This window comes from Hymenobacter sp. PAMC 26628 (assembly GCF_001562275.1).
Lineage (GTDB): Bacteria > Bacteroidota > Bacteroidia > Cytophagales > Hymenobacteraceae > Hymenobacter.
This window is the reverse complement of sequence record NZ_CP014304.1, coordinates 3756796-3778128: the sequence shown is the minus strand read 5'-3', so window position 1 is coordinate 3778128 and position 21333 is coordinate 3756796. Positions and strand designations below refer to the sequence as shown.

20 protein-coding genes are annotated in these 21333 nt (G+C 65.9%); 18 read left to right on the top strand and 2 right to left on the bottom strand.

Annotation, left to right across the window (positions count from 1 at the left end; translation table 11 throughout):
* The first annotated feature begins 11 nt into the window (after window positions 1-11).
* From AXW84_RS16430 to AXW84_RS16395, 8 genes are all read left to right on the top strand, one after another.
* Complete coding sequence (locus AXW84_RS16430) at window positions 12-311, top strand: HigA family addiction module antitoxin (protein ID WP_068235608.1); 300 nt, start codon at window positions 12-14, stop codon at window positions 309-311.
* Window positions 312-380: 69 nt separating this feature from the next.
* Window positions 381-1538 (top strand): hypothetical protein, encoded by a 1158-nt coding sequence (locus AXW84_RS16425; RefSeq protein WP_068235605.1) that lies wholly within the window; start codon window positions 381-383, stop codon window positions 1536-1538.
* Between the two features lie 322 nt (window positions 1539-1860).
* Window positions 1861-2721 (top strand): ABC transporter ATP-binding protein, encoded by an 861-nt coding sequence (locus tag AXW84_RS16420; RefSeq protein WP_068235602.1) that lies wholly within the window; start codon window positions 1861-1863, stop codon window positions 2719-2721.
* Window positions 2705-3475 carry a hypothetical protein gene (locus AXW84_RS16415; RefSeq protein WP_068235599.1) on the top strand — a complete coding sequence of 257 codons (771 nt, stop codon included), beginning with the start codon at window positions 2705-2707 and terminating at the stop codon, window positions 3473-3475. The genes AXW84_RS16420 and AXW84_RS16415 overlap by 17 nt, the downstream gene beginning before the upstream one ends.
* A 2-nt stretch (window positions 3476-3477) precedes the next feature.
* A complete protein-coding gene (locus AXW84_RS16410) occupies window positions 3478-3879 on the top strand; it encodes a GntR family transcriptional regulator (RefSeq protein ID WP_068235596.1) in 402 nt (133 codons plus the stop codon).
* Complete coding sequence (locus AXW84_RS16405) at window positions 3866-4585, top strand: hypothetical protein (RefSeq protein ID WP_068235592.1); 720 nt, start codon at window positions 3866-3868, stop codon at window positions 4583-4585. Before AXW84_RS16410 ends, AXW84_RS16405 begins: the two co-directional genes overlap by 14 nt.
* Before the next feature lie 193 nt (window positions 4586-4778).
* Window positions 4779-6506: a ubiquinone-dependent pyruvate dehydrogenase gene (gene poxB, locus AXW84_RS16400; RefSeq protein WP_068235589.1), complete on the top strand. Its 1728-nt coding sequence runs from the start codon at window positions 4779-4781 to the stop codon at window positions 6504-6506.
* A 228-nt stretch (window positions 6507-6734) separates the two neighbouring features.
* Window positions 6735-7598, top strand: coding sequence for a transglutaminase-like domain-containing protein (locus tag AXW84_RS16395; RefSeq protein ID WP_068235586.1), 864 nt, complete (start codon window positions 6735-6737; stop codon window positions 7596-7598).
* Window positions 7599-7734: 136 nt separating this feature from the next.
* On the opposite strand, the gene AXW84_RS16390 is transcribed toward AXW84_RS16395, so the two are convergent.
* Window positions 7735-8334 (bottom strand): redoxin domain-containing protein, encoded by a 600-nt coding sequence (locus tag AXW84_RS16390; RefSeq protein WP_068235583.1) that lies wholly within the window; start codon window positions 8332-8334, stop codon window positions 7735-7737.
* 11 nt (window positions 8335-8345) lie between these two features.
* Entirely contained in the window at window positions 8346-9038 is a 693-nt protein-coding gene (locus AXW84_RS16385; RefSeq protein ID WP_068235580.1) for a 4'-phosphopantetheinyl transferase family protein, read from the bottom strand.
* Between the two features lie 54 nt (window positions 9039-9092).
* Between AXW84_RS16385 and AXW84_RS16380 the strand changes: the two genes are divergently transcribed.
* The 10 genes from AXW84_RS16380 (at window position 9093) to AXW84_RS16335 (ending at window position 21253) form a co-directional block, all read left to right on the top strand.
* On the top strand, window positions 9093-10013 hold the full coding sequence (locus AXW84_RS16380; RefSeq protein ID WP_068235577.1) for a WD40 repeat domain-containing protein: 921 nt from the start codon (window positions 9093-9095) through the stop codon (window positions 10011-10013).
* 92 nt (window positions 10014-10105) lie between these two features.
* On the top strand, window positions 10106-11116 hold the full coding sequence (locus tag AXW84_RS16375) for a DivIVA domain-containing protein (protein WP_068235574.1): 1011 nt from the start codon (window positions 10106-10108) through the stop codon (window positions 11114-11116).
* Window positions 11117-11437: 321 nt separating this feature from the next.
* Window positions 11438-11794, top strand: coding sequence for a dihydroneopterin aldolase (folB, locus tag AXW84_RS16370; RefSeq protein ID WP_068235571.1), 357 nt, complete (start codon window positions 11438-11440; stop codon window positions 11792-11794).
* Window positions 11795-11976: 182 nt separating this feature from the next.
* Window positions 11977-12405 (top strand): BlaI/MecI/CopY family transcriptional regulator, encoded by a 429-nt coding sequence (locus tag AXW84_RS16365; RefSeq protein WP_068235567.1) that lies wholly within the window; start codon window positions 11977-11979, stop codon window positions 12403-12405.
* Complete coding sequence (locus tag AXW84_RS16360) at window positions 12392-14881, top strand: M56 family metallopeptidase (protein WP_068235564.1); 2490 nt, start codon at window positions 12392-12394, stop codon at window positions 14879-14881. Before AXW84_RS16365 ends, AXW84_RS16360 begins: the two co-directional genes overlap by 14 nt.
* A gap of 200 nt (window positions 14882-15081) precedes the next feature.
* On the top strand, window positions 15082-15636 hold the full coding sequence (locus tag AXW84_RS16355) for an RNA polymerase sigma factor (RefSeq protein ID WP_068235561.1): 555 nt from the start codon (window positions 15082-15084) through the stop codon (window positions 15634-15636).
* Between the two features lie 32 nt (window positions 15637-15668).
* Window positions 15669-16562 carry a HEAT repeat domain-containing protein gene (locus tag AXW84_RS16350; RefSeq protein ID WP_068235558.1) on the top strand — a complete coding sequence of 298 codons (894 nt, stop codon included), beginning with the start codon at window positions 15669-15671 and terminating at the stop codon, window positions 16560-16562.
* 41 nt (window positions 16563-16603) lie between these two features.
* The gene (locus tag AXW84_RS16345; RefSeq protein WP_157887078.1) at window positions 16604-17446 is read left to right on the top strand and encodes a DUF4097 family beta strand repeat-containing protein; all 843 of its coding nucleotides are present in this window, start codon (window positions 16604-16606) and stop codon (window positions 17444-17446) included.
* Between the two features lie 165 nt (window positions 17447-17611).
* Window positions 17612-18493, top strand: coding sequence for a DUF4097 family beta strand repeat-containing protein (locus tag AXW84_RS16340; protein ID WP_068235552.1), 882 nt, complete (start codon window positions 17612-17614; stop codon window positions 18491-18493).
* Window positions 18494-18667: 174 nt separating this feature from the next.
* The gene (locus AXW84_RS16335; protein WP_157887077.1) at window positions 18668-21253 is read left to right on the top strand and encodes a DUF5916 domain-containing protein; all 2586 of its coding nucleotides are present in this window, start codon (window positions 18668-18670) and stop codon (window positions 21251-21253) included.
* The last annotated feature ends 80 nt before the right edge of the window (window positions 21254-21333 follow it).

Genomic DNA, 21333 nt, shown 5'->3' with positions numbered 1-21333 from the left:
TGTGACCGTATATGAACCGTCTCCTCAACATTCACCCCTGCGAAGTTTTACAAGAAGAATTCCTAACCGAACTCAACCTCACGGCTTACCGCCTGGCGCAGGACCTGCGCATTCCCCAAACCTGCGTTGCGGCCATACTGAAAGGCAAGTGCCGCATCACGGCCGATACGGCGCTGCGGCTGGGGCGCTATTTTGGCAACTCGCCCAAGTTCTGGCTGGGGTTGCAGAACGACTACGATTTGGAAGACGAGCAGCTCGCTCAGGGCCCTGCCATCGAAGGTATTAGGCAATTCTCCGGCGCGGCAGTCTAATTCGCGTTTGGTTTCCGCGGTGGGAAAACGGCTGTAATTTGCGCCGTCAGCCTTCCCCATCCGCTCGTCATGGCCAAGAAAACTGCCCCCAAGCCCAAGCCCCAGCTGGTGCACATTCCGTCGTTCAGCGCCGATAACCCGCGGCTGTCCAAGGCGCAGAAAGAGTTCAACCGCCTCACCAAGCGCATTGCCCAGCTGGAAAAGGACGTGCAGGAGTTCCGTGAGGCCGCCACCCGGCTGCGGCAGCGGGTGCAGAACGAGTACCGGCCACTTCAGGCCGAGCACAACGGCGTGCGGGCCGACCTCGTGCGGCTCTTCGACCAGGCCCTAGGCACATACAAGCTCACCAAAACCGAGCGCAACAAAATCCTGGACCTGCTGCTCAACGCCTGCGCCGACCTGCTCGACCGCGGCCACGCCGACTTACAGCCCATCTTCGACAAGTACGCCCCGCCGCCCGCTTCGGAAGAGGAGGAGGCCGATGCCGACCGGCAAACGTCGGAGGCCATGAAGCAGCTCTTCACGCTGCGTTACGGCATCGAGTTTGACCCGGCGGTGGACGTGAGCACGAAGGAGAAATTCCGCGCCTACGTGGACCAGAAAATGGCCGAGCAGCACGCTGCGGACGCCGAGGAGGAAGCCCGCGACGCCCAGCGCCGCGCCAACCGCAAAAAAAGCCCCAAGCAGCAGGCCGCCGAAGCCAAAAAGCAGGCCGAGGAAAAGAACATCACCAAGTCGGTGCGCGCCCTCTACCTGGACCTGGTGAAGGTGCTGCACCCCGACCGCGAGCCCGACGAGGCCGAAAAAGCCCGCAAAACCGGGCTGCTCCAGCAAGTCACGGCCGCCTACGAGGCCAACGAGCTGCTGACGCTGCTGCGCCTGCAGCTGGAATTGCAGCGCATCGACCAGAGCCACCTCGAAAACCTGGCCGAAGACCAGCTCCGCTACTACAACCAGCTGCTGCGCGAGCAGGTGCGCGACCTGGACGACGCCTTATACGGCGAGCAGGTGGACTTGTCGCGCTTCACCGGCCAGCCTTACTACGCCTTGGCTTCGCCGGCCGCGCTGGAGTACGACTTCCAGCGCCAGACCGCCCAGCTGCAAGCCAAAATCAAGCAGCTCGCGGCCGAGGTGCTGGCCTTCGAGCACGACCCGGCTGCGCTCAAAGCGTGGCTGAAAGTGTACAAGATTCCGAAGGGTCCGGGCCTGGTGATGGTGCAGATTTAGGCGGACCTGGGGAGATAGGGGCGACGGGTGGGACGGGTCCGGTGATTTTTCCCAGCGTCGTGTTGCCCGCAACCCTGGCGAAATCTTTCCTGAGAAGCTGTTCAAATCAGCGTTTTAAGTCCCAGGGCGGGGTAGAGACGCATCCTTGCGTCTCAGGGTCGAACGACTTGTCCGGACACCGTTTAAGCCCGAGACGCAAGGATGCGTCTCTACCCCGCCCTGGAGACCCAAACAATAAAAAAATTCGGTAACAATTGAATATCGAAAAACTTACTTATGTTTGTGGTGTACTAGAACATTAGTACACTAAAACAACAGACATATGGTGCGCATCAGAAACCTCCATTTTGGGTACTCGCGGCGGGTGCCGCTGTTTGAAAACCTGAGCCTGACGCTGGAGCGAGGCCACATCTACGGCTTGCTGGGCAAGAACGGGGCGGGCAAATCGACGCTGCTCAAGAACATCGTGGGGCTGACGTTTCCGCAGGCGGGTACCTGCGAGGTGAACGGCCAGCCGGCGGCGGCGCGGCTGCCGGCGGTGCTCGAAGACTTGTTTTTCCTGCCCGAGGAGTTGCACGCGCCCGCCCTCACGGCCGACCAGTTCGTGGCCCACACGGCGGGCTTCTACCCTAAGTTCAGCGAAACGCAGTTCCACCGTTACCTGGCCGAACTGGAGGTGCCACGCCAAACAAAGCTGCCCAAGCTCTCGTTCGGGCAGCAGAAGAAGTTCATGATTGCCTTTGCGCTGGCCGCCAACACCGGCCTGCTGGTGCTCGACGAGCCCACCAACGGCCTGGACATTCCCTCCAAGGTGCAGTTCCGCAAAACCCTGGCGGGGGCCCTGAGCGAAGACCGCTGCATGATCATCTCGACCCACCAGATGCGCGACTTGGACAGCCTCATCGACACCGTGCTGGTGGTGCACAACCGCGAAATCGTGCTCAACGCCGGCCTCGACGACCTATCTGAGCGCCTCACCTTCGGCACCGCCGGCCCGGCCGACGGCGCGGGGGCCCTGTACGCCGAGCCCTCGGTGCGCGGCCGCCAGGTGGTGCGCCCCAACCTGGGCGGCGCCTACGGCAAGGTCGATTTGGAGCTGCTGTTCAACGCCGTGGCCGGCGAGAGCGCGGCTGTCGTCAATTACTTAAACACTATTCCCGCCCGCCATGAGCCAACTGTTTAGTTTTTCGCGGTTTCGCCGCTTGTTCCGCCGGCACACGGCCGAGTATCTGCCCAGCTACGCCATGGCCACGGCCGTGCTGGCGGGCGGCATTGGGCTGGTGCTGGGCTTCGTGGTGTACCTGAACGTGCTGGCCCCCACCATCCAAGGCATGCTGTTCATGCTGGGGCTGCTGGCGTCGGGTGCCCTGTTTACGGCCGGCATTTTTGCGCAGTACGGGGCCCCTAAGCAGGCCACGGTGGCCCTCACGCTGCCGGCCTCGCAGCTGGAAAAATACCTGGTGGGCTGGGTGTATTCGTTCTTGATTTTCAGCGTGGTGTACACGGCCTGCTACTACTTGGTGGACTGGCTGATGGTGGGCCTGGACGACTGGTACGGCCGGCCTAAGGAGCTGTTCAGCCTGTTTAGCAGCGACCACAAAGTGTATGAGGTCTTTTTCTACTACGCCGCGCTGCACGCCGGGGCCCTGTGGGGCGCCATTTTCTTCGAGAAGAACCACTTCATCAAAACCGCGTTTGGGGCCCTAATATTAGCGATAGTGTTAGTCGCGGCCAACTACCAGGTGGTGAAAGCCTTCGCCGGCGACAAGCTGCAAATGGCCTCGCCCTTCAGCAGCATCACCCTCAACGACGCCACGGGCTTCTACCGCGTGAGCCTGCCCGACGCGCAGGCCCAGTGGTACATCCTGCTGCCGCTGGCGCTGGCCGCGCTGCTGTGGCGGGCCACGTACCTGCGCCTGACGGAAAAACAGCTCTAGCGATGGAATTCAAAGACAACGAGGCCATTTACCTGCAAATAGCCGGGTACGTGAGCGAGCAGATTTTGCGGCAGCCCTGGGGCCCCGATGAGAAAATCCCGTCGGTGCGCGACCTGGCCAGCGAGCTGCAAGTGAACCCCAACACGGTGATGCGGACCTACGAATTCCTGCAAAACCAGGGCGTGGTGTACAACAAGCGCGGCATCGGCTTTTTTGTAGCCCCCGACGCCGAGGCCCGGGTGAAGCAGTTCCGCCGCGAGCGGTTTTTGCAGCAGGAGCTGCCGGGGTTTTTCAACACGATTTCGCTGCTGGGCATCGGGTTTAGTGAGTTGCAGCAGCGCTACCAAGAGTTTCAGGCCGGGCAAGCCGCCCTCATTCCCACCACTTCCGATGAAAAACAGTAACAAATGGGTGCTGGCGGCCGTGCTGCTGCTGCTCGGCTCGCTCACGGCCTTCAACATGAGCCTGCGGGCCGAGTACCGCACCGGCAATTATAAAGACCCGCTGCACAACTTCGCGGCGCTTAATTTCAAGAACTTCACCAGCGTGAGCGTGCCGGCGGCCACGGCCTTGTCGGTGAAAATCGTGCGGGGCCCCTTCGGCGTGCGCGTGAACAAGGACGTGGCCGCGGAGGTGCGCGTGGCCCAGCGGGGCGGGCAACTGGTGGTCACGGCCAGCTTCACGGGGCAGCGCCAGTACCGGGGGCAGCGCGAGATGCTCATCATTTCGTGCCCGCGGCTCGACAGCCTCACCACCGATGCCGTGTACCAGCTCGATGGCAAGCCCCAAACCGACAAAAACGGCACCATGGGCCGCGTGGCGGTGGAAGACTTTGTGCAGGACAGCCTAGTGCTGCGCCAGCACCGCACCAGCCGCGTGGCCCTGGCCGGCAACACCCTGCGCTACCTGCGCGCCGAAGTGGGCAGCGGCCCCGGCGGCGCGGCCCTCGACCTGAACGGCAGCAACCACATCGCCGCCGCCGACCTCGACGTGCGCCGCCACGGCGAGCTGGCCATCAGCAACCTGGTCATTCCCAGCCTGCGCTACCACTTTGCCGATAGCGCCCAGGCCACGCTCGCGGGCACGGCGGTGAGCCAGCTGGTGCGTTAGGGCCCCGGGCGTGGGGGCCCCTGCGGTGGGGCCCCGGCTACCGAGCATTTGCCATTGCCGCAAGACTGGCCGGGGCCTCACCGCTTGCGGCCAGATTCAGAAGAAAGCCCGCGGAAACGGAAAGGGCCTGGCAACTTTTGCCGGGCCCTTTCTGCGGCCGTTGCGTACAACGGTTGGCTTTATCTCTGAAATTATGCCTCAAAAAACAGTAGCGGAAATCATCGTTGACACCCTGCAAGCGGCCGGGGTCAAGCGCGTGTTTGGTGTGGTGGGCGACTCGCTCAACGGCATCACCGACGTGCTGCGGGCCCGCGACGGCATCGAGTTCGTGGCCGTGCGCCACGAGGAAGGCGGCGCCTTTGCCGCCGGCGCCGAGGCCCACCTCACCGGCGATTTGGCCGTGTGCGCCGGCTCGTGCGGGCCGGGTAATACCCACCTCATCAACGGCTTGTATGACTGCCACCGCAGCCGGGTGCCGGTGCTGGCCATCGCCGCCCAAATCCCGAGCGTGGAAATTGGCACCGGCTACTTCCAAGAAACCCACCCCGAGCGGTTGTTTCAGGAGTGCAGCCACTACTGCGAGGTTATTGCCATGCCCGAGCAGGCCGTGCGCATGGTGGAGTCGGCCGTGACGGCGGCCCTGAGTTTGGGCGGCGTAGCGGTACTGGTCATCCCCGGCGACGTGGCCTACCTCAAAACCGAGGCCCCCGAAGTGCGCCTGCCTACGCTGCGCCGCTGCAGCGCCTTGGTGCCGTCGGCGGCCGACATCCGGGAGGCCGCGGCGCTGCTCAACGACTGCCAGAAGGTTACCATCCTGGCCGGCATCGGCTGCGCTGACGCCCACGCCGAGCTGCTGCAAGTGGCTGGGGCCCTGCAAGCGCCGGTGGTGCACGCGTTGCGCGGCAAGGATGTGGTAGAGCCGAACAACCCCTACGACGTGGGCCTGACCGGCCTGTTGGGCATGCCCGCCGGCTACCACGCCCTGATGGACGCCGACGCCATCCTGATGCTGGGCACCGACTTTCCGTACCGCCAGTTTTTCCCCGACGATGCCCGCGTGGTGCAGGTCGACAAGCGGCCCGAGCACCTCGGCCGCCGCACCCGCGTGGAGGTCGGCCTGGCCGGCGACGTGGCCGCCACCCTGCGCGAGCTGCTGCCCCACCTAGTGGCCAAGGGTGACGCCGACCACCTGAAAACCGCTCAGGAGCGCCACCGCAAAGACGCCGAACACCTTGCCGAGCTGGCCACCGGCGACGCTGGGGCCCCCGAGCTGCACCCGCAGCACGTGGCCCGCTTGCTGAACGAAATCGCCAGCGAAGACGCCATTTTCACCTGCGACGTGGGCACGCCCACCATCTGGGCCGCGCGCTACCTGCACATGAACGGCCGCCGCCGCTTGCTGGGCTCCTTCGTGCACGGCAGCATGGCCGGGGCCCTCTCGCAGGGCTACGGCGCCGCCCTGGCCTACCCCGGCCGCCAGGTGGTGGCCCTGTGCGGCGACGGCGGCTTCGCCATGCTGCTGAGCGAGTTGCTGACCGTGCGCCAGCACAAAGTGCCTGTCAAAATCATCATCTTTAACAACTCGGCCCTGGGCTTTGTGGAGTTGGAAATGAAAGCCGCCGGTACCCTGGAGTACGGCACCGAGCTCGACAACCCCAACTTCGGGGCCCTGGCCGAAGCCGCCGGCATCAAGGGCTACCGCGTGAGCGACCCCGGCCAGCTCGAAAGCGTGCTGCGCGAAGCCCTGGCCCACCCGGGGCCCGTGGTGGTCGACGCCGTGGTGCGCCGCCAGGAGCTGAGCATGCCGCCCACCATCGAGGCCAAACAAGCCGCCGGCTTCGGCCTCTACGCCCTAAAAGCGCTGATGGACGGCCGCGGCGGCGAGCTGCTGGAAGTGGCCAAAACTAACCTGTTCCGCTAGGGGCGGGACTTTTTAAAGCGCTTATCGTGAAGGTAAAAGGCCGTCATGCTGAGCCTGTCGAAGCATCTCTCCCGCAGCAGTAGTCAATTACTTACGCGGGGGAAGTGCTTCGACAGGCTCAGCATGACCGTTTTATATTCCGCTTCTACGCCGCTGACGGAACACAAAGCCCGGCTCCGACTGTTAAATTCGGCCCCGCCACCGCAGCGGCGGCTGTTTTTGCACCCGATGACGAACAAAGAAATCAAAGCCCTTATCTCGCTGCTCGACGACCCGGAAATAGCTCCCCAGGTCCACAGCGAAATCCAGAACCTGGGCGAGAGCATCATCCCGTTTCTGGAAGAAAGCTGGGAGGAAACCCTTGACGCCCAGCAGCAGCAGCGGCTCGAAGACCTCATCCACCACCTCCAGTTCGAGGGCTTGCAGCAGCGCCTGCGCGTGTGGCGCGAGGCCGGCGCTACCGACCTGCTCGAAGGCATGTGGCTGCTGAATACCTACCAGTACCCCGACGCCGACTACCAGGCCCTGAACCGCGCCATCGAGCAGCTGCGCTTCGAAGCCTGGACGCTGATGCGGCCCGAAATGCACCCCGCCGACCAGGTGCAGGTGCTGAATTACGTGCTGTTCCGCTCGCACAAGTTCGCGGCCAACACCCAGCACTTCCACTCGCCGGCCAACTCCATGCTCCAGCGCGTGATTGAAACCAAGCGCGGCAACCCGCTGGCGCTCTGCGTTATCTACCTGCTGGTGGCCCAACGCTTGCACCTGCCCGTGTTCGGCGTGAACCTGCCCAATCTGTTCGTGCTCACCTTCCGGCCCGAGCTGCCGGGTGCCGTGCCGTTCTACCTCAACTGCTACAACCGGGGCCTGGTGCTCTCGCGCACCGACATTGCCCACTACGTGAGCCAGCTCAACCTTTCGCCCAACGACATCTTTTTCGAGCCCTGCTCTAACCTCGACATTGTGCGCCGGGCCCTGCGCAACCTGCAAATGAGCTTCGAAAAGCTACAAGAGCCCGCCAAAGCCACCGAAGTATCCCAGCTGCTGGAAATATTGACGGAAGAAGCGCCGGACGAGGACGACGAGGATTAAAGCACTGGTTGAAATAGAAAAAGGCCGTCCCCGCAAATGCAGGGACGGCCTTTTTATGTAGCGTGGACGCTGCGAGTCCGCGCGGTTGAACGGTCAGGGGCCCCACGCGCGGACTCGCAGCGTCCGCGCTACTGTGCTACCGCTTGATGAGGCAGCCGGCGGCGCGCTTGTCGGCCACACCGGCGGGGCGGCCGGCGAGCAGATTATCGAGCACCTGGCGCAGGTAGGGTTGCTGCACGCCGCTGGCCACCTGGGGGTTATCGTCGATGGCGCCGCGGTAGCGCACCGCGAAGCCGCCAGCTTCAGGCTGGAGCACCACGGCCTCGGTGGTTTTGTTGATGCCCAGCTGGCCGCTTACCTGCTGGCTGGCATCGGTGAGGGTGGGCAGGTCGACTTCGCCGGGAGCCGCGCCGCCGGGGGCATCAAGGTTGATGGGCACGTTGACGAACAGGAACTGCACCCCGCGCCCGCCGAAGCTGCTGCTCAGCGAGGCCAGCCGCTCCTGGTAGAGGCGCGAGTAGGCGCAGGCGGGGTTAAGGAACACGACCACCACAGCCTTTTTGCCGGCGTAGCTCTTCAGCGACACAGTGGCATTGTTGGCCGTTTGCAGGCTGAAATCGGCCACGGTGCCCTGGGCCCGGGCTACGCCCACGGCTACCGTACAAAAGAGCAGCGCCGCGGCGGTAATAATGGAAAGGCGTCGAATCGACATGGTAAGCGGGTAGAAGAAGGGCATAAGCGGAGCGGCTAAGGGGTATCAATTGGGGCCCCGGGCTCCCAGCAGTGCGTAAGCACGTAGCCGGCAGCCGGTTGAAAATAGCAAATGCGGTGCCGGCTTTGGCCCTCGGCCAGGCACAGCACCATCGGGATTTCGCCCGCCGGCGCCTGGTCAAAGGGTTCGAGCAGCAATTGTTCTTTAAAAATAAGGCCCCGGCGCTCCGCCAGCTTATAGAGCGTTTCCTTGGCGCTCCACAGCAGCGTAAAATGCGCGTCGGTGGCCACTGCTTGGGCCGCCGCTAGCTCCGTAGCCGATAAGAATTTGGTAGCGATGCGCCGGGCCTTGTCGCGCACCAGCTCCACGTCGACGCCCACCCGGCCGCCGGTGGCCAGCAGCGCGGCGGCCCACACCCCGGAGTGCGACAGGGACACCACCGCGCCCGCCGGCACGCCGGGGCCCCCCAGGGAGGGCCGGCCGGTGGCCGCGTCGTTGCGCACCCACAGCGCGGGGGCCCCGGGCCACAGCGCGGCGGCCACGGCGTGGGCCAGCACGCGGCCAGCCAGCCATTGGCCCTGGCGCTCGGGGCCGGCGGTGGGAGGCAGCAGGGCGGCGTAGGGGGCCTCGGCGGGCAGCAGGGCCCCCAGGGCGGCGGCGGTTTCGGTGCGGTGCCAGAGGCCCAGTACGGCGGTGGGGGAGAGGCGCAGCAGGCGGTGCAGGGGCATAAATGGGCGCGGGGGGCAGGCCGCGAAGGTAGGGGCGGGCCGTACCTTCGCGGCATGGTTCGCCCGGAAGTCCACAAAATTGCCGCCCTCACCGGCCACCGCGACGCGGTGTACGCGCTGACCGGGGGCCCCGGCAGCGCCGTGTACTCGTCGGGGGCCGACGGACTGGTGGTGGGCTGGGACGCCGCCGACCCCGCCCGCGACGGCGAGGTGCTGGCCCGCGTCGAGAATTCGGTGTACGCCCTGCGCCACCTGCCGGCGCTGAACTGGCTGGTGCTGGGCCACAACTTCCAGGGCCTCCAGGCCATCGACTTGGCGCAGAAAACGCTGGTGCACGCCGCCGCCCTGCCGCCGGTGGCCATCTTCGAAATTGTGGCGTCGGAAAGCCGCCAGCGCCTGTACGCGGGCCTGGCCGATGGCACGCTGGCCGTGCTCACGCTGCCCGACCTGCGCCTCGAAAAGCTGCTGCGCGTGGCCCAGGGCAAAAGCCTGCGCTGCCTGGCCCTGCACGAGGGCCGCGCCGAGCTGGCCGTGGGCAGCTCCGACGCCCTCACCCGCATCCTCGACCTCGACTCGCTGGCCCTAAAATACGAGCTGGGCGAGAGCACCAACTCGGTGTTCTCGGTCGCCTATTCGCCCGACGGCGGGACGCTGCTCACGGCCGGGCGCGACGCCCAGATCCGGGCCTGGGACGTGGCCACTGGCTACGCGCTGGCCCAAACCGTGGGGGCCCACATGTACACCATCAACCACCTGGCCTTCAGCCCCGACGGGCGCTACCTGGCCTCCTGCAGCCTCGACAAAAGCATTAAAATCTGGGACGCCGCCGACCGTACGCTGCTGCGCGTGCTCGACCGGGCCCGGGCGGCTGGCCACGGCACGTCGGTGAACCGCCTGGTTTGGCCGGGTACCGAAAACCGGCTAGTTTCGTGCAGCGACGACCGCAGCCTGGCCGTGTGGCAGGTGGGCACTTAGTTGTCGGTTGGTAGTTGTCCGTTGTTAGTTTGGACTGATGACGGGCAGGCGTCCAATACCTGACAACGAGCAACTAATAACTGACAACTAAGATGAAACTCACCGCCCTCGACATCCGGCAGAAAACGTTTGAAAAGTCCTTCCGGGGCGTGGACCGCGACGAGGTGCAGGCCTTCCTCACCACCGTGTCGCAGCAGTGGGAGCGGCTGGGCGACGAAAACCGCGAGCTGCGCCTCAAGCTGGAGCACGCCCAACTGGACGTGCAGAAGATGCGCGAAGTGGAAAGCAGCCTCTACCGCACCCTGAAAACGGCCGAGGACACCGGCCACAGCATCACCGAGCAGGCCCAGCGCGAGGCTGCCCTGCACCGGCGCGAGGCCCAGCTCCAGGCCGAGCACGCCCTGGCCGAGGCCCGCCAGCGCGCCCGCGCCATCGTGGACGAGGCCTACCAAACAGCCGAAAAAACCGTGGCCGACATGCAGCGCCAGGCCAGCGGCCTCGGCCAGGAGTGCCAGCAGCTGGAGCAGCAGCTCGACGGCCTGGTGCGCGACTTGCAGCGCCTGGCCGCCGACGCCGCTGCCCAGGCCGACAAAGCCGGCCAGCGGCCCAAAGGCGGTGCGGCGGCCATCCTTTCGCGCGCGGCCAGCGTAAAGGTGGAGCGGCCCACCGAACCGGCCGCCCCCGAAACCCCTCCCGCCATGTTCACCGCTTCCGCTCCCGTACTCACCGCACCGGCCGCTACTGCGCCCAGCCCGTCGGCGTTCGTCGACCGCCCTGATCGGGGCCCCGCCCTGGTGTCCGCGCCGGCCGATTACAACCCCAAGCCCGGCCAGCAGCCCGACCCAGGTCAAGCCCCGGGCCCCGACATTGAGCGCCCCAACGCCCCGGCCGAAAACCCCGGCATTTCGCCCGCGCCCAACATCGAGCAGCCCGCCCCGTCGCAAGTGCCCGAGCCGGCCCCGCCCTACGTGGAGCCCGCCGCGCCCGACATCGTGCCCGTGGGCCCCAGCCGGCCTGAAATCGGCCAGCCCTCGCCCGTGACGCATCCCGGCCAGCCGATGGGCGCCGTGGCCGCCGAGAAGTCGTTTTTTGACGAAATCTAAACCACGGATTTATCGGATTAGCCGGATTGGTCGGATTTTGTGACCGATTCCTGTCTTTAAAAAGCCCGCGCCAAGCGCGGGCTTTTTTTGTGCCACTTTTGCGGAGGCAAAGCACTAGCGCGCTGTAGCGTGGACTTTGTAGTCCGCGGCTCTGAACGGTCGCTGAACGGTTCGTAGCGTGGACTCTGCGAGTCCGCGCGTTGCCTGGTTTGTTCAGCGATTACCGGCAGGACGAAGCGAGGGCCGCGGACTACAAAGTCCGCGCTATAGGCCGGGGGCCCTGGATGTTAATTTTTTTACCTAACCATTAACCTGAAAACCGTGGGCCAAATTGCACTTGAAGGGATGGAGTTCTTTGCCTTCCACGGCTACTACGACGAGGAACAGCGCATTGGCAACAAGTACGGTGTGGATTTGTACATCCGCACCGATTTGCTGGCCGCGGGCGCGTCGGACAAGCTCGATAATACCGTGAACTACGAGGTGCTGTACCGCCTGATTGCCGAGGAAATGCGGGCCCCCGCCCGACTGCTTGAGCACGTGGCCCACCGGGTGCTCGACCGCGTGATGGCCGAGCTGCCCCACGTGCAGCAGGTGAAAATCAGCGTCAGCAAGTTCAACCCGCCGCTGGGCGGCATTTGCCACCGGGCCCGCGTGACACTGAAGCGGAAGCGCTAGCTTGGATAAAAAGCGGGAATAAGCAATATTTATAGAAAAATATTTGCTTAATTAGCAGGCGATTAGCGAGGGTAAAGCGCATTATACGAAATAATTCGTATAATGCGCTTGTAACTACGAATCAGTTCGTAGCATATTTGCGTCGTTCTACGAAATGATTCGTAGTGCTTAGCTTTATCCGTATGAGCAAAGCCCCACCCAAACCTACTGATTCCGAACTGGAAATATTGCACGTGCTCTGGCAGCACGGGCCCGCCACGGTACGCGCCGTGAACGACGAGCTGGGCCAGCGCCGGCAGGCTGAGGTTGGCTATACCACCACCCTGAAGCTGCTCCAGCTAATGCTTGACAAGGGCCTGGTGCGGCGCGACGACGAGGGCCGCAGCCACGTGTACCGGGCCGCCGTGCGCGAGCAGGACACCCAAAACCTGCTGCTCGACAAGTTCGTGGCGGCCACCTTCGGCGGTTCGGCCCTGAAGCTGGTGATGCAGGCGCTGGGCAACCGCCAAACCTCGGCCGACGAGCTGGCCCAGCTGCGCCGGCTGCTAAACGACATCGAGATCCAAAATTCCTCCACCTCTACTACCGACGACGACCATGACCGCGCTTGAGCAAATGTTGTCGCCCGCCGTGCTGCGGGCGCTGGGTTGGACGCTGCTGCACTCGCTCTGGCAGGGCGCGCTGGCGGCGGCCGTGGTGGCGGTGGCGCTGCTGGTGCTGCGCCGCCGCGCGGCGGCCGTGCGCTACCGGGTGGCGGCCGGGGCCCTGGGGGCCCTGGTGTTGCTATCGTTGGGGACCTTCGGCTACTACTACGGGGCCCCGGAAACGCTTGCTGTGCCCACTTACGGCGCCGTTGAGCTGGCCCAGACTACCGCCGCGCCCGCGGCTGCTGTCGCTACGAATTTTGCGTTTTCTGAAACGGCCGCCATTGCCGCGCCGCGCCCGAGCTGGCTGGCCACGGCCCGCCAGCACTTCGACCAAAACTTGCCCTGGCTGGTGCTGGCCTGGGGCCTGGGCCTGCTGGTGATGAGCCTGCGCCTGCTGGGCGGGCTGCTGTACGTGCAGCGCCTGCGCCGCCACCGCACCCGGCCGCTGCCGGCCGCCTGGCAAGCACGCCTGGGGGCCCTGGTGGCGCGGGCCGGCCTGCGCCGCCCGGTGGGCCTGCTGGAATCGGGCCTGGTGGCCGCGCCCCTGGTGGTGGGGCACTTGCGGCCCCTGGTGCTGCTGCCGCTGGGTGCGGTGGCGGGCCTGCCGGTGGCCTGCGTCGAAGCCATACTGGCCCACGAGCTGGCCCACGTGCTGCGCCGCGACTACCTCGTGAACCTGCTGCAAACCGTGGCCGAAACCGTGTTTTTCTACCACCCCGCCGTGTGGTACCTGGGCCAGTGCCTGCGGGATGAGCGCGAAAACTGCTGCGACGATCTCGCCACCGAGCTGGTCGGCGGCGACCCGCTGCGCCTGGCCCGGGCCCTCACCGCCCTGGCCGAGTGGAGCCAAACCGCCGTGCTGGTCCCCGTGCCGCGCCTGGCCCTGGCCGCCACCGGCGGGCGCGGCTCGCTGCTGAGCCGGGTGCGCCGGCTGGTGCAGGGCCCCCCGGCCCGGCCTACCCGCGGCGAGAGCCTGGCCGCCGTGGCCCTGCTGCTGGGTGGCCTGGGCCTGCTGGGCACTGGCGTGGCACTGGCCGCACCCGCCGCTCCGGCTCCGGCTAGCCAGCGCCTGCGCCAGCTGGGGCCCGCCGCTCCGGTGGTGTGGCAATCGGTGTTCAGCCCCGCCGACACCGCTAAGCGCTTGGCGAAGGTGCCTTTTTCGCCCCTGCCGCCCGCCGCCCCGGCCGTGCCTGCCCTCCCCCCGGTTCCGCCCGTGCCGCCCGTGGCCGACGTGCCCGAAGCTCCTGACGCACCCGAAGTATCCCCGGTGCCCGAAGTGCCGGCAGCTCCCGACGCGCCCCGGCCGCCGCGGCTCCGCCGGTTGCGGAGTGGGCAGCAGGGCCCCGGCAGTACCGTTATCATTGAGAAAGACAAGAAAGGCCGCCTCACCCAGCTGATTGTGGACGGGCAGCCGGTGGAAACCCAGGGCCCCGGCAAGAAAAGCAAGAAGGGCAAAAAGACCCAAGTCGAAGTGATTCAGCTGCCTATGACGGGCGATGGTGCCCTTGTGCCCGGCGGGCCCGGGTCGCGGGTCCGTGGCCAGATGCGCGGCTGGACGATGGGGCCCCTGGTGCAAACCTTCGGGCCGGAAGCCAACCTCGAGCAGCAAACCAAAATGTTCAAGGAGCAGGAGAAGCTGTTCAAGCAGCGCGACAAACTGTTCCAGGAGCAAAAGCAGCTCTTCCGCCTCCAAAACAAGCAGCTCAACGGCTTCAACCTCATCACACCGGACATACACGTGGACCTGGACACCGACGCCATGGAGCGCGACGCGGTGGCCTCGGCCCGGCGCAGCCTGCGCCAGTCGTTGCAAAGCCCCAACCTGAGCGACGACGACCGCCGCGCCACCGAGCAAGCGCTGGCATCATTGGAAAACCGCCGCATCAGCCGCAACAACAACCAGGCGGAGAGCAACGCCCGGCAGGCCGAATCCAATAAGCGCCGCGCTGAAGCAAACGCTCGCCAAGCCGAAGCAAACGGTCGCCAAGCTGAAGCAAATATGCGCCGCATCGAAATGCAGGTGCGCCGCCGCGAAGCCCAGGACCAGCCCGGGGCGCCGGCCGACGACGTGCGGGAGCGCCGCCGCGAGCTGCAAATGCAAATTCGCGACGCCCAGCGTGAGCTGGCCATGTTGCAGCGCGAAGAAGCTGCGACGGGGGGCAACGCTGGTTCCTTCCGGGGCCCCCGCGCGCCGCAGGCCCCGCCCGCGCCGCCGGCCCCCACGTCGTCCAATAAGGTGCGCGACGAGCTGCGCCGCGACGGCCTGATTGGCGCCACCGAGAAAAACTTCTCGTTCCAGCTCGACGACAAGGGCGGCCGCGTGAACGGCCGGGCCCTGACGCCGGCGCAGTTCGAGAAGTACCGCCGGCTGTTTCTGCCCGCGGCCACGGGGCCGGGCAAATCCAAATCCGTCATTAGCATCAACGTCGACGAGCGGTAGCGCCCCGCATCGCCAACTGCCAGCACCCGGGCCAGTTTCTTGCAAGCCAAGAAGCTGGCCCTTTTTATTGACCAAAAACCCGCCTTTGCCGGTGACTGCTCTTATGCCGATAAAAATATTTTTCCGGGGCCCCGTAACGAACCGGCCGCCCGGCGGTACTCCTTCCAAACCCTTTCTTTTCGCCGTTTGCTTTCACGTGTATGCCGGTTGCCGTAGTTGATGCGCCCCCCAGCGACGAAGCCCTGATGGCCCGCGTGCGGGCCGACGAGCTGGACTGCCTCACGGCGTTGTTTGAGCGCTACCAGGGGCCCCTGTTCGGGTTCCTGGCCCGCCTGGCCAGCGGCGACCGGGACGTGGCCCAGGACCTGACCCAGAACGTGTTTGTGCGGGTGCTGCGCTACCGCGCCAGCTACCAGCCCGGGCAGCCCTTCCGGGCCTGGGTGTACCAAATGGCCCGCCACGTGTGGGCCGACCACTACCAGCGCCAGCGCCCCACCGCCGACCTGGACGACGTAGAAAAAACCGCCGCCCACGGCCGCGCCGCCCACGCCCAGCGCGCCGCCGCCGACGAGCACCAGGCCCTGCACGAAGCCCTGGCCCTGCTGCCCGCCCCCCAGCGCGAAGTGCTGGTGCTGCACCGCTTCCAGGGCTTCGACTACGCCGAAATCGGCGAGCAGCTGGGCTGTACCGCCGGCGCCGCCCGCGTAAAAGCCCATAGGGCCCTGGACGCGCTGCGGCGCATTTACCTGAGCTAATAAATTGCTAGATAAGATAATAATCCATTAACATGAATCCTGTTAAGCCCCATTCTTCTTCCAACCCGGCGTGCGCCGCCCTGCGGCCCTGGCTGCCCGACCTGGCCGACGGCTTGCCGCTGCCCGCCGGGGCCCAGGCCCTGGCCGCCCACCTGCCCGGGTGCCCCGCCTGCCAGGCCGAGCTAGCCGAGCTGCGCACCCTGTTTGCCGACCTCGATGCCCTGCCCGCCGAAGTGCCCCCACTGGCCTTGCGCGATAATTTCTTGGCCATGCTGGCCGAGGAAAAGGCGTCCTTGGCCGCTGCCGCTCCAGCCGCCACCCCGGCCCCCGGCCTGACGGCCCAGCGCGGTGAGCAGCCGTTGGCAAGCGCCCCGCAACCTGCCGCCACCGAGCAGCGCGCTGCCACCCAGCAGTGGCTGCGCATTGCGGCCAGCGTGGCGCTGGTGGCGGTGGGAGCCCTGCTGGGCCTGCTGTTGCGCGGCGGACAGCCCGCCTCCCAAGTAACGATGGCCCCCGGGCCGCAGGTGCCGGCCCTGGCCACCCAGCTGGCGGCCGCCGTGCAGCGGCCCGCCGCCGCCACCGACCGCCTCCGCCTGGTAGCCGAGGCCCCGGCCGCGGTGGTGGCCCCCGGCGACCCGGCCGTGGCCGCGCTCATCAATACCCTCAGCACCGACCCCAATCCCAACGTGCGGCTGGCTGCCTGCGAGGCCCTGTACCGCCTCCGGGCCGACCCCCGCGTGGGCCCCGCCCTGGTGGCCGCCCTGCCCCTGCAAACCGACCCCAACGTGCAGATTACCCTGATTGAAACCCTCGTGGCGCTGCGTGAAAAGCGCGCCGTGCCCCAGCTCGAACAGCTCAGCCAGCAGCCGGAGGTGCTGCGCGCCGTGCGCCAGCAGGCCGAGGCCGGCATCGGGCAGCTTATCTAAACAACAATTGATAAATACGTAAGAAAATGATTGACTTTGCGATGAATACCGCCGCTATAATTGCCCCGGGGCCCCACCAGGCCACGCGCCGGGGCCCCGCGCTGGCCGCGCCGCTCCTGCTGGCGCTGGCGCTGCTGGGGGCCCCCGCCGGCCTGCGGGCCCAGGAGTTCCACGCCAAATTTGCCAGTACCCAGCACCGCAAGGTGGTGCTCGACATGCACGGCAGCGACGTGACGGTGGAGGGCTACGACGGCGACGAGCTGGTGGTGCGCGGCAGCGGCGGCTACACCCCACCGCCGGCCCTTTCCAACGGCCTGCGCTCGGTGTACAGCGGCGGCGGTGAGGACAACACCCGCCTAGGCCTGGCCGTGGTGCCGGCCGGCGACAACACCCTGCGCGTGACGCGCACCTCGCGCAGCGACGGCCACTACACCGTGCGCCTGCCCCGCCGCACCGACGTGGTGTTTTCGCAGGCCGCCTGGGGCGGCTCCGACGACCTAACGGTGCGCGACATCGCGGGCCGGGTGGAGGTAAGCCTGAAATCGGGCGACATCCGGCTGCTGAACATTGGGGGCCCCGTGGTGGCCAACACCATCAGCGGCGACATCAAGGTGGTGTTCAGCGCCACGCCCGACGAGCCCAGCGCCGTGTCGACGGTGAGCGGCGACGTGGACGTGACCCTGCCCGCCAGCGCCAAAACCACGCTCTCCATGCGCTCGGTGTCGGGCGAAATCTACACCGATTTCGACCTGAGCCTGGGCGGGCCCGGCGGCCTGCGCCACGTGGGCGGCACCAGCACCATCGACGGCCGCACCAACGGCGGCGGCACCACCCTCAGCCTGAAAACGGTGAGCGGCGACATCTTCGTGCGCAAAGCGAAGTAGCTAATATTTATCAAAAAAGGCGGTCATGCTGAGCGCAGCCGAAGCATCTCTACTGCGGCAGTAATCAATGAATAGTTAGCGGTAGAGATGCTTCGGCTGCGCTCAGCATGACCGCCTTTTTCCTTCGTCCCTTTCCCATCACCTCCCCCTTAAAACCCTTCGCCCATGAACCGCTTTCTACTTGCTGCCGCCCTGCTGCTCAGCAGCCTGGCTCCGGCCCTGGCCCAGCGCATCATCACCCAGACGGCCGCTTTGGGCAGCGGGCAAGGCGTGTTCCTCGACCTCAAGCACGCCCACCGCATCCGGGTGCGGCCGGGCGGGGCGGGGCTATCGGTGCAGGCCACGGTGGTGGTGAACAACAACGAGCGCAACGACGCCGTGAGCCTGAAGGTGGAGCAGGCGGCCGCGGAGGTGAGCGTGGTGGAAACGCTGGACGAGGCACTGCTGCGCAAATTCCAGTTCTCGGGCGAGTGCAACGGCAGCGGCAACGGCGGCAGCACCTACAACTGGAACAACGACGGCAACGCGGGCAAGGGCTACCGCTACTGCCTGCAAATCGACTACGAGGTGACGCTGCCCGCCGGCACGGCCCTGCGCCTGGCCACCATCACGGGCGACTTGGACTTGCAGGACTTGACGGGCGAAATCACGGCCAAAACGGTGAGCGGCAACTTGCAATTTGCCGGCTTGAGCGGTGCCGTGACGGCCCGCACCATCAGCGGCGACGCGAACGTGGCGCACCGGGGCCCCCGCGCCGTGAACGTGAAAACGGTGAGCGGCGATGTGAAGCTGACCACCGAAAACGGCGCGGCCACCGACGTGGCCTCGGTGAGCGGCAACGTGGACGTGCGCTGGCCCGCCGCCGAGGGCGCCGACCTCAGCCTGCGCTCGGTAACGGGCGAGGTGTACGCCGACCCCGCCGTGGCCTTCAGCAACCGCCGCGAGCACTCGCTGGTGGGCTACACCCTGAAGGGCACCCTGGGCAGCGGCGGCCCGCTGGTGCAAATCGAGTCGGTGAGCGGCGACGTGTTCTTCCGCAAGCAATAACGCTTCTGGGTTTCCTTATGCGGTCCGGCCGCGCGTGGCCGCCCTGGGCGGTGGCCGGGCGGAGCCTTGCCCGGGGCGGGGCCTAGGGCCACAAAAAGATAATCCGTTTCTGAGACAACGGCCGGCATTTCCCGGCGTCTCTGCCCTAACGAAACTTCTCCCCACCCAATCTTCATGCGTTCTTTTTTGGCTTTGCGCTGGCTGCCGCGCCTGCTGGCGTGCGCCCTTTTGCTGAGCGCGGGCCCCCGGGCCGTGGCCCAGAAAGGCCCGGCCGGGGCCCCCGCGCCGGTAGTGCGCCGGCAGCTGGCCGCCCACCGCACGGCGGCGCCCATCAAGCTCGATGGCCTGCTCGACGACGCGGCCTGGGCCGGGGCCCCGGTGGCCGACCATTTTGTGGAGCAGCAGCCGCACCCGGGCCGCCCCGAGCACCAGCCCACCGAGGTACGCGTGCTCTACGATGACGCGGCTATGTACGTGGGGGCCAAGATGGTAGAAGCCAGTGCTGACAGCATCCGGCACGAGCTGACGCAGCGCGACGACATCGGCAACACCGATTTCTTCGGCATTTTCCTCGACCCCTACCGCGACCACCTCAACGGCTACGGCTTCATCGTGCTGAGCACCGGCGTGCAGTTCGACACCCGCTACTCGCCCGCCAACGGCGAGGACGTGGCCTGGAACGCGGTGTGGGAAAGCCGCGTGGCCCCGCTGCCCGGCGGCAAGGGCTGGAGCGTCGAAATCCGCGTTCCGTACTCGGCCATTCGCTTCGCCCAGGCCCCCGTGCAAACCTGGGGCCTCAACTTCATCCGGCAGCGCAAAAAGGACAACCAGCAGCTTTCCTGGAACCCAATCAACCCCGCCGTCGACGGCTTCGTGAACCAGTGGGGCGAGCTCACGGGCCTTGAAAACCTGCACCCGCCGCTGCGCCTCTCCCTCACGCCCTACGTGAGCAGCTACGTGAATCACTACCCCTACAACGAGCAGGGCAAGCGCAACTACAGCACCAGCTTCAACGGCGGGGCCGACGTGAAGTGGGGCATCAACGAGAGCTTCACGCTCGACGCCACGCTGGTGCCCGACTTTGGCCAAGTCATCAGCGACAACCAGGTGCTCAACCTCTCGCCCTTTGAGGTGCAATACCAGGAAAACCGGGCCTTTTTCACCGAGGGCACCGAGCTGTTCAACAAGGGCGGGCTGTTCTATTCGCGGCGCGTGGGGGCCCAGCCCATCGGTTTCAACGACGTGGGCGGGCAGCTGCAAAAGGGCGAATTCGTGTACCAAAACCCGGGCGTGACGCGGCTCATCAACGCCACCAAAGTATCGGGCCGTACCAGCAAAGGGCTGGGCATCGGCGTGTTCAATGCCCTGTCGGCGGCCAGCTACGCCACGGTGGAGGACTCGGTGGGCGGCGCGCGGCGCGAGGTGCTCACGCAGCCGCTCACCAACTACAACATCGTGGTGCTCGACCAAAGCCTGCCCCACAATTCCTACGTCTCGCTCATCAACACCAACGTGACGCGCGCCGGCCAGGCCTACGACGCCAACGTGACGGCCGGCCTGTTCCGCTTCGTGGATAAGTCGAACCAGTACGCCTTTAAGGGCCAGGTGAACTACTCGCAGCGACGCGGCCAAGTCCTGAATTCGGAGGCCTCCATCGACGACCGCAGTGGCTACAAATACTACCTGAACTACGGCAAAATATCGGGTAACTGGACCTGGAACGTCGACCACGGCATCGAGTCGAACACCTACAACCCCAACGACTTGGGCATCCTGTTCGGCAATAACAACATCTCGCAGTCGGCCACCGTGAGCTACAACAAGTACCAGCCGTTCTGGAAGGTGAACAACCTCTACACCTCGCTGGGGGCCTACCAGTCGCTGCTGTTCCGGCCCACGCTCTACCAGGACGCCGGCGTGTACGGCAGGGCCAACACCACCTTCTCCAAGAGCTTCATTACCACAGGCTTCAACGCCAACCTCGACCTGGCCAAGCACGACTACTACGAGCCGCGCACCGCCCCGCTGGGGCCCTACTACGTGCGAGTGCCCACCAGCGCCAACCTGGGCGCGTTCGTGTCGTCGGACGGTCGCAAGAAGCTGGCCTACGACGTGAACGCCGGCGTGCGCCTCTTCGCCCTCGACGAGCGCCTGGCGCGGCCGCGCCGCGCCAGCTACGGCCTCACCCTCAGCCCGCGCTACCGCGTGAGCGACCAGCTGAACTTTCGCTACACGTTTGATTACGGCTTGAAGGTGAACCAGATTGGCTACGTGAACGACGGCCTGGACGCTGGCAACCCGCTCGACCAGCCGCTGTTGGCCGCCTTCGGCTCCGACGTGCTGCTGGGTGGCCGCCGCGTGTCCACGTTCACCAATACGCTGACCACCAACTACACCTTCACCAACCGGCTGTCGTTCACCATCCGCCTGCGGCACTACGTGAGCGCCGTGCGCTACCAGGCCTTCGCGCGCCTGCGCCCCGGCGGCACCGAGGAAAACCTGCCCGAGTACAGCCGCAACCACGACAACAGCTTCAGCGCCTTCAATGTGGACGCAGCCCTGGTCTGGTGGTTCGCGCCCGGCTCGCAGGTGAGCCTGGTCTGGAAGGATGCCACCTCGTCGTACCTGCTCGGCAACGAAGCCACCCCGCTCTACTTCGACAACCTGGCCAACACCGCCAACACGCCGCACAACAACAACGTGTCCGTCAAGGTGCTGTATTACCTCGACTACCTCACGCTGCGGCCCCGGCGGGGCTAGGGTAGGGCGGCATTTGGCAAGGCTGCACGTTGGTAGTAGCTTAACCCGCAAAATATTATGCTGACCTATAACTGCATTGG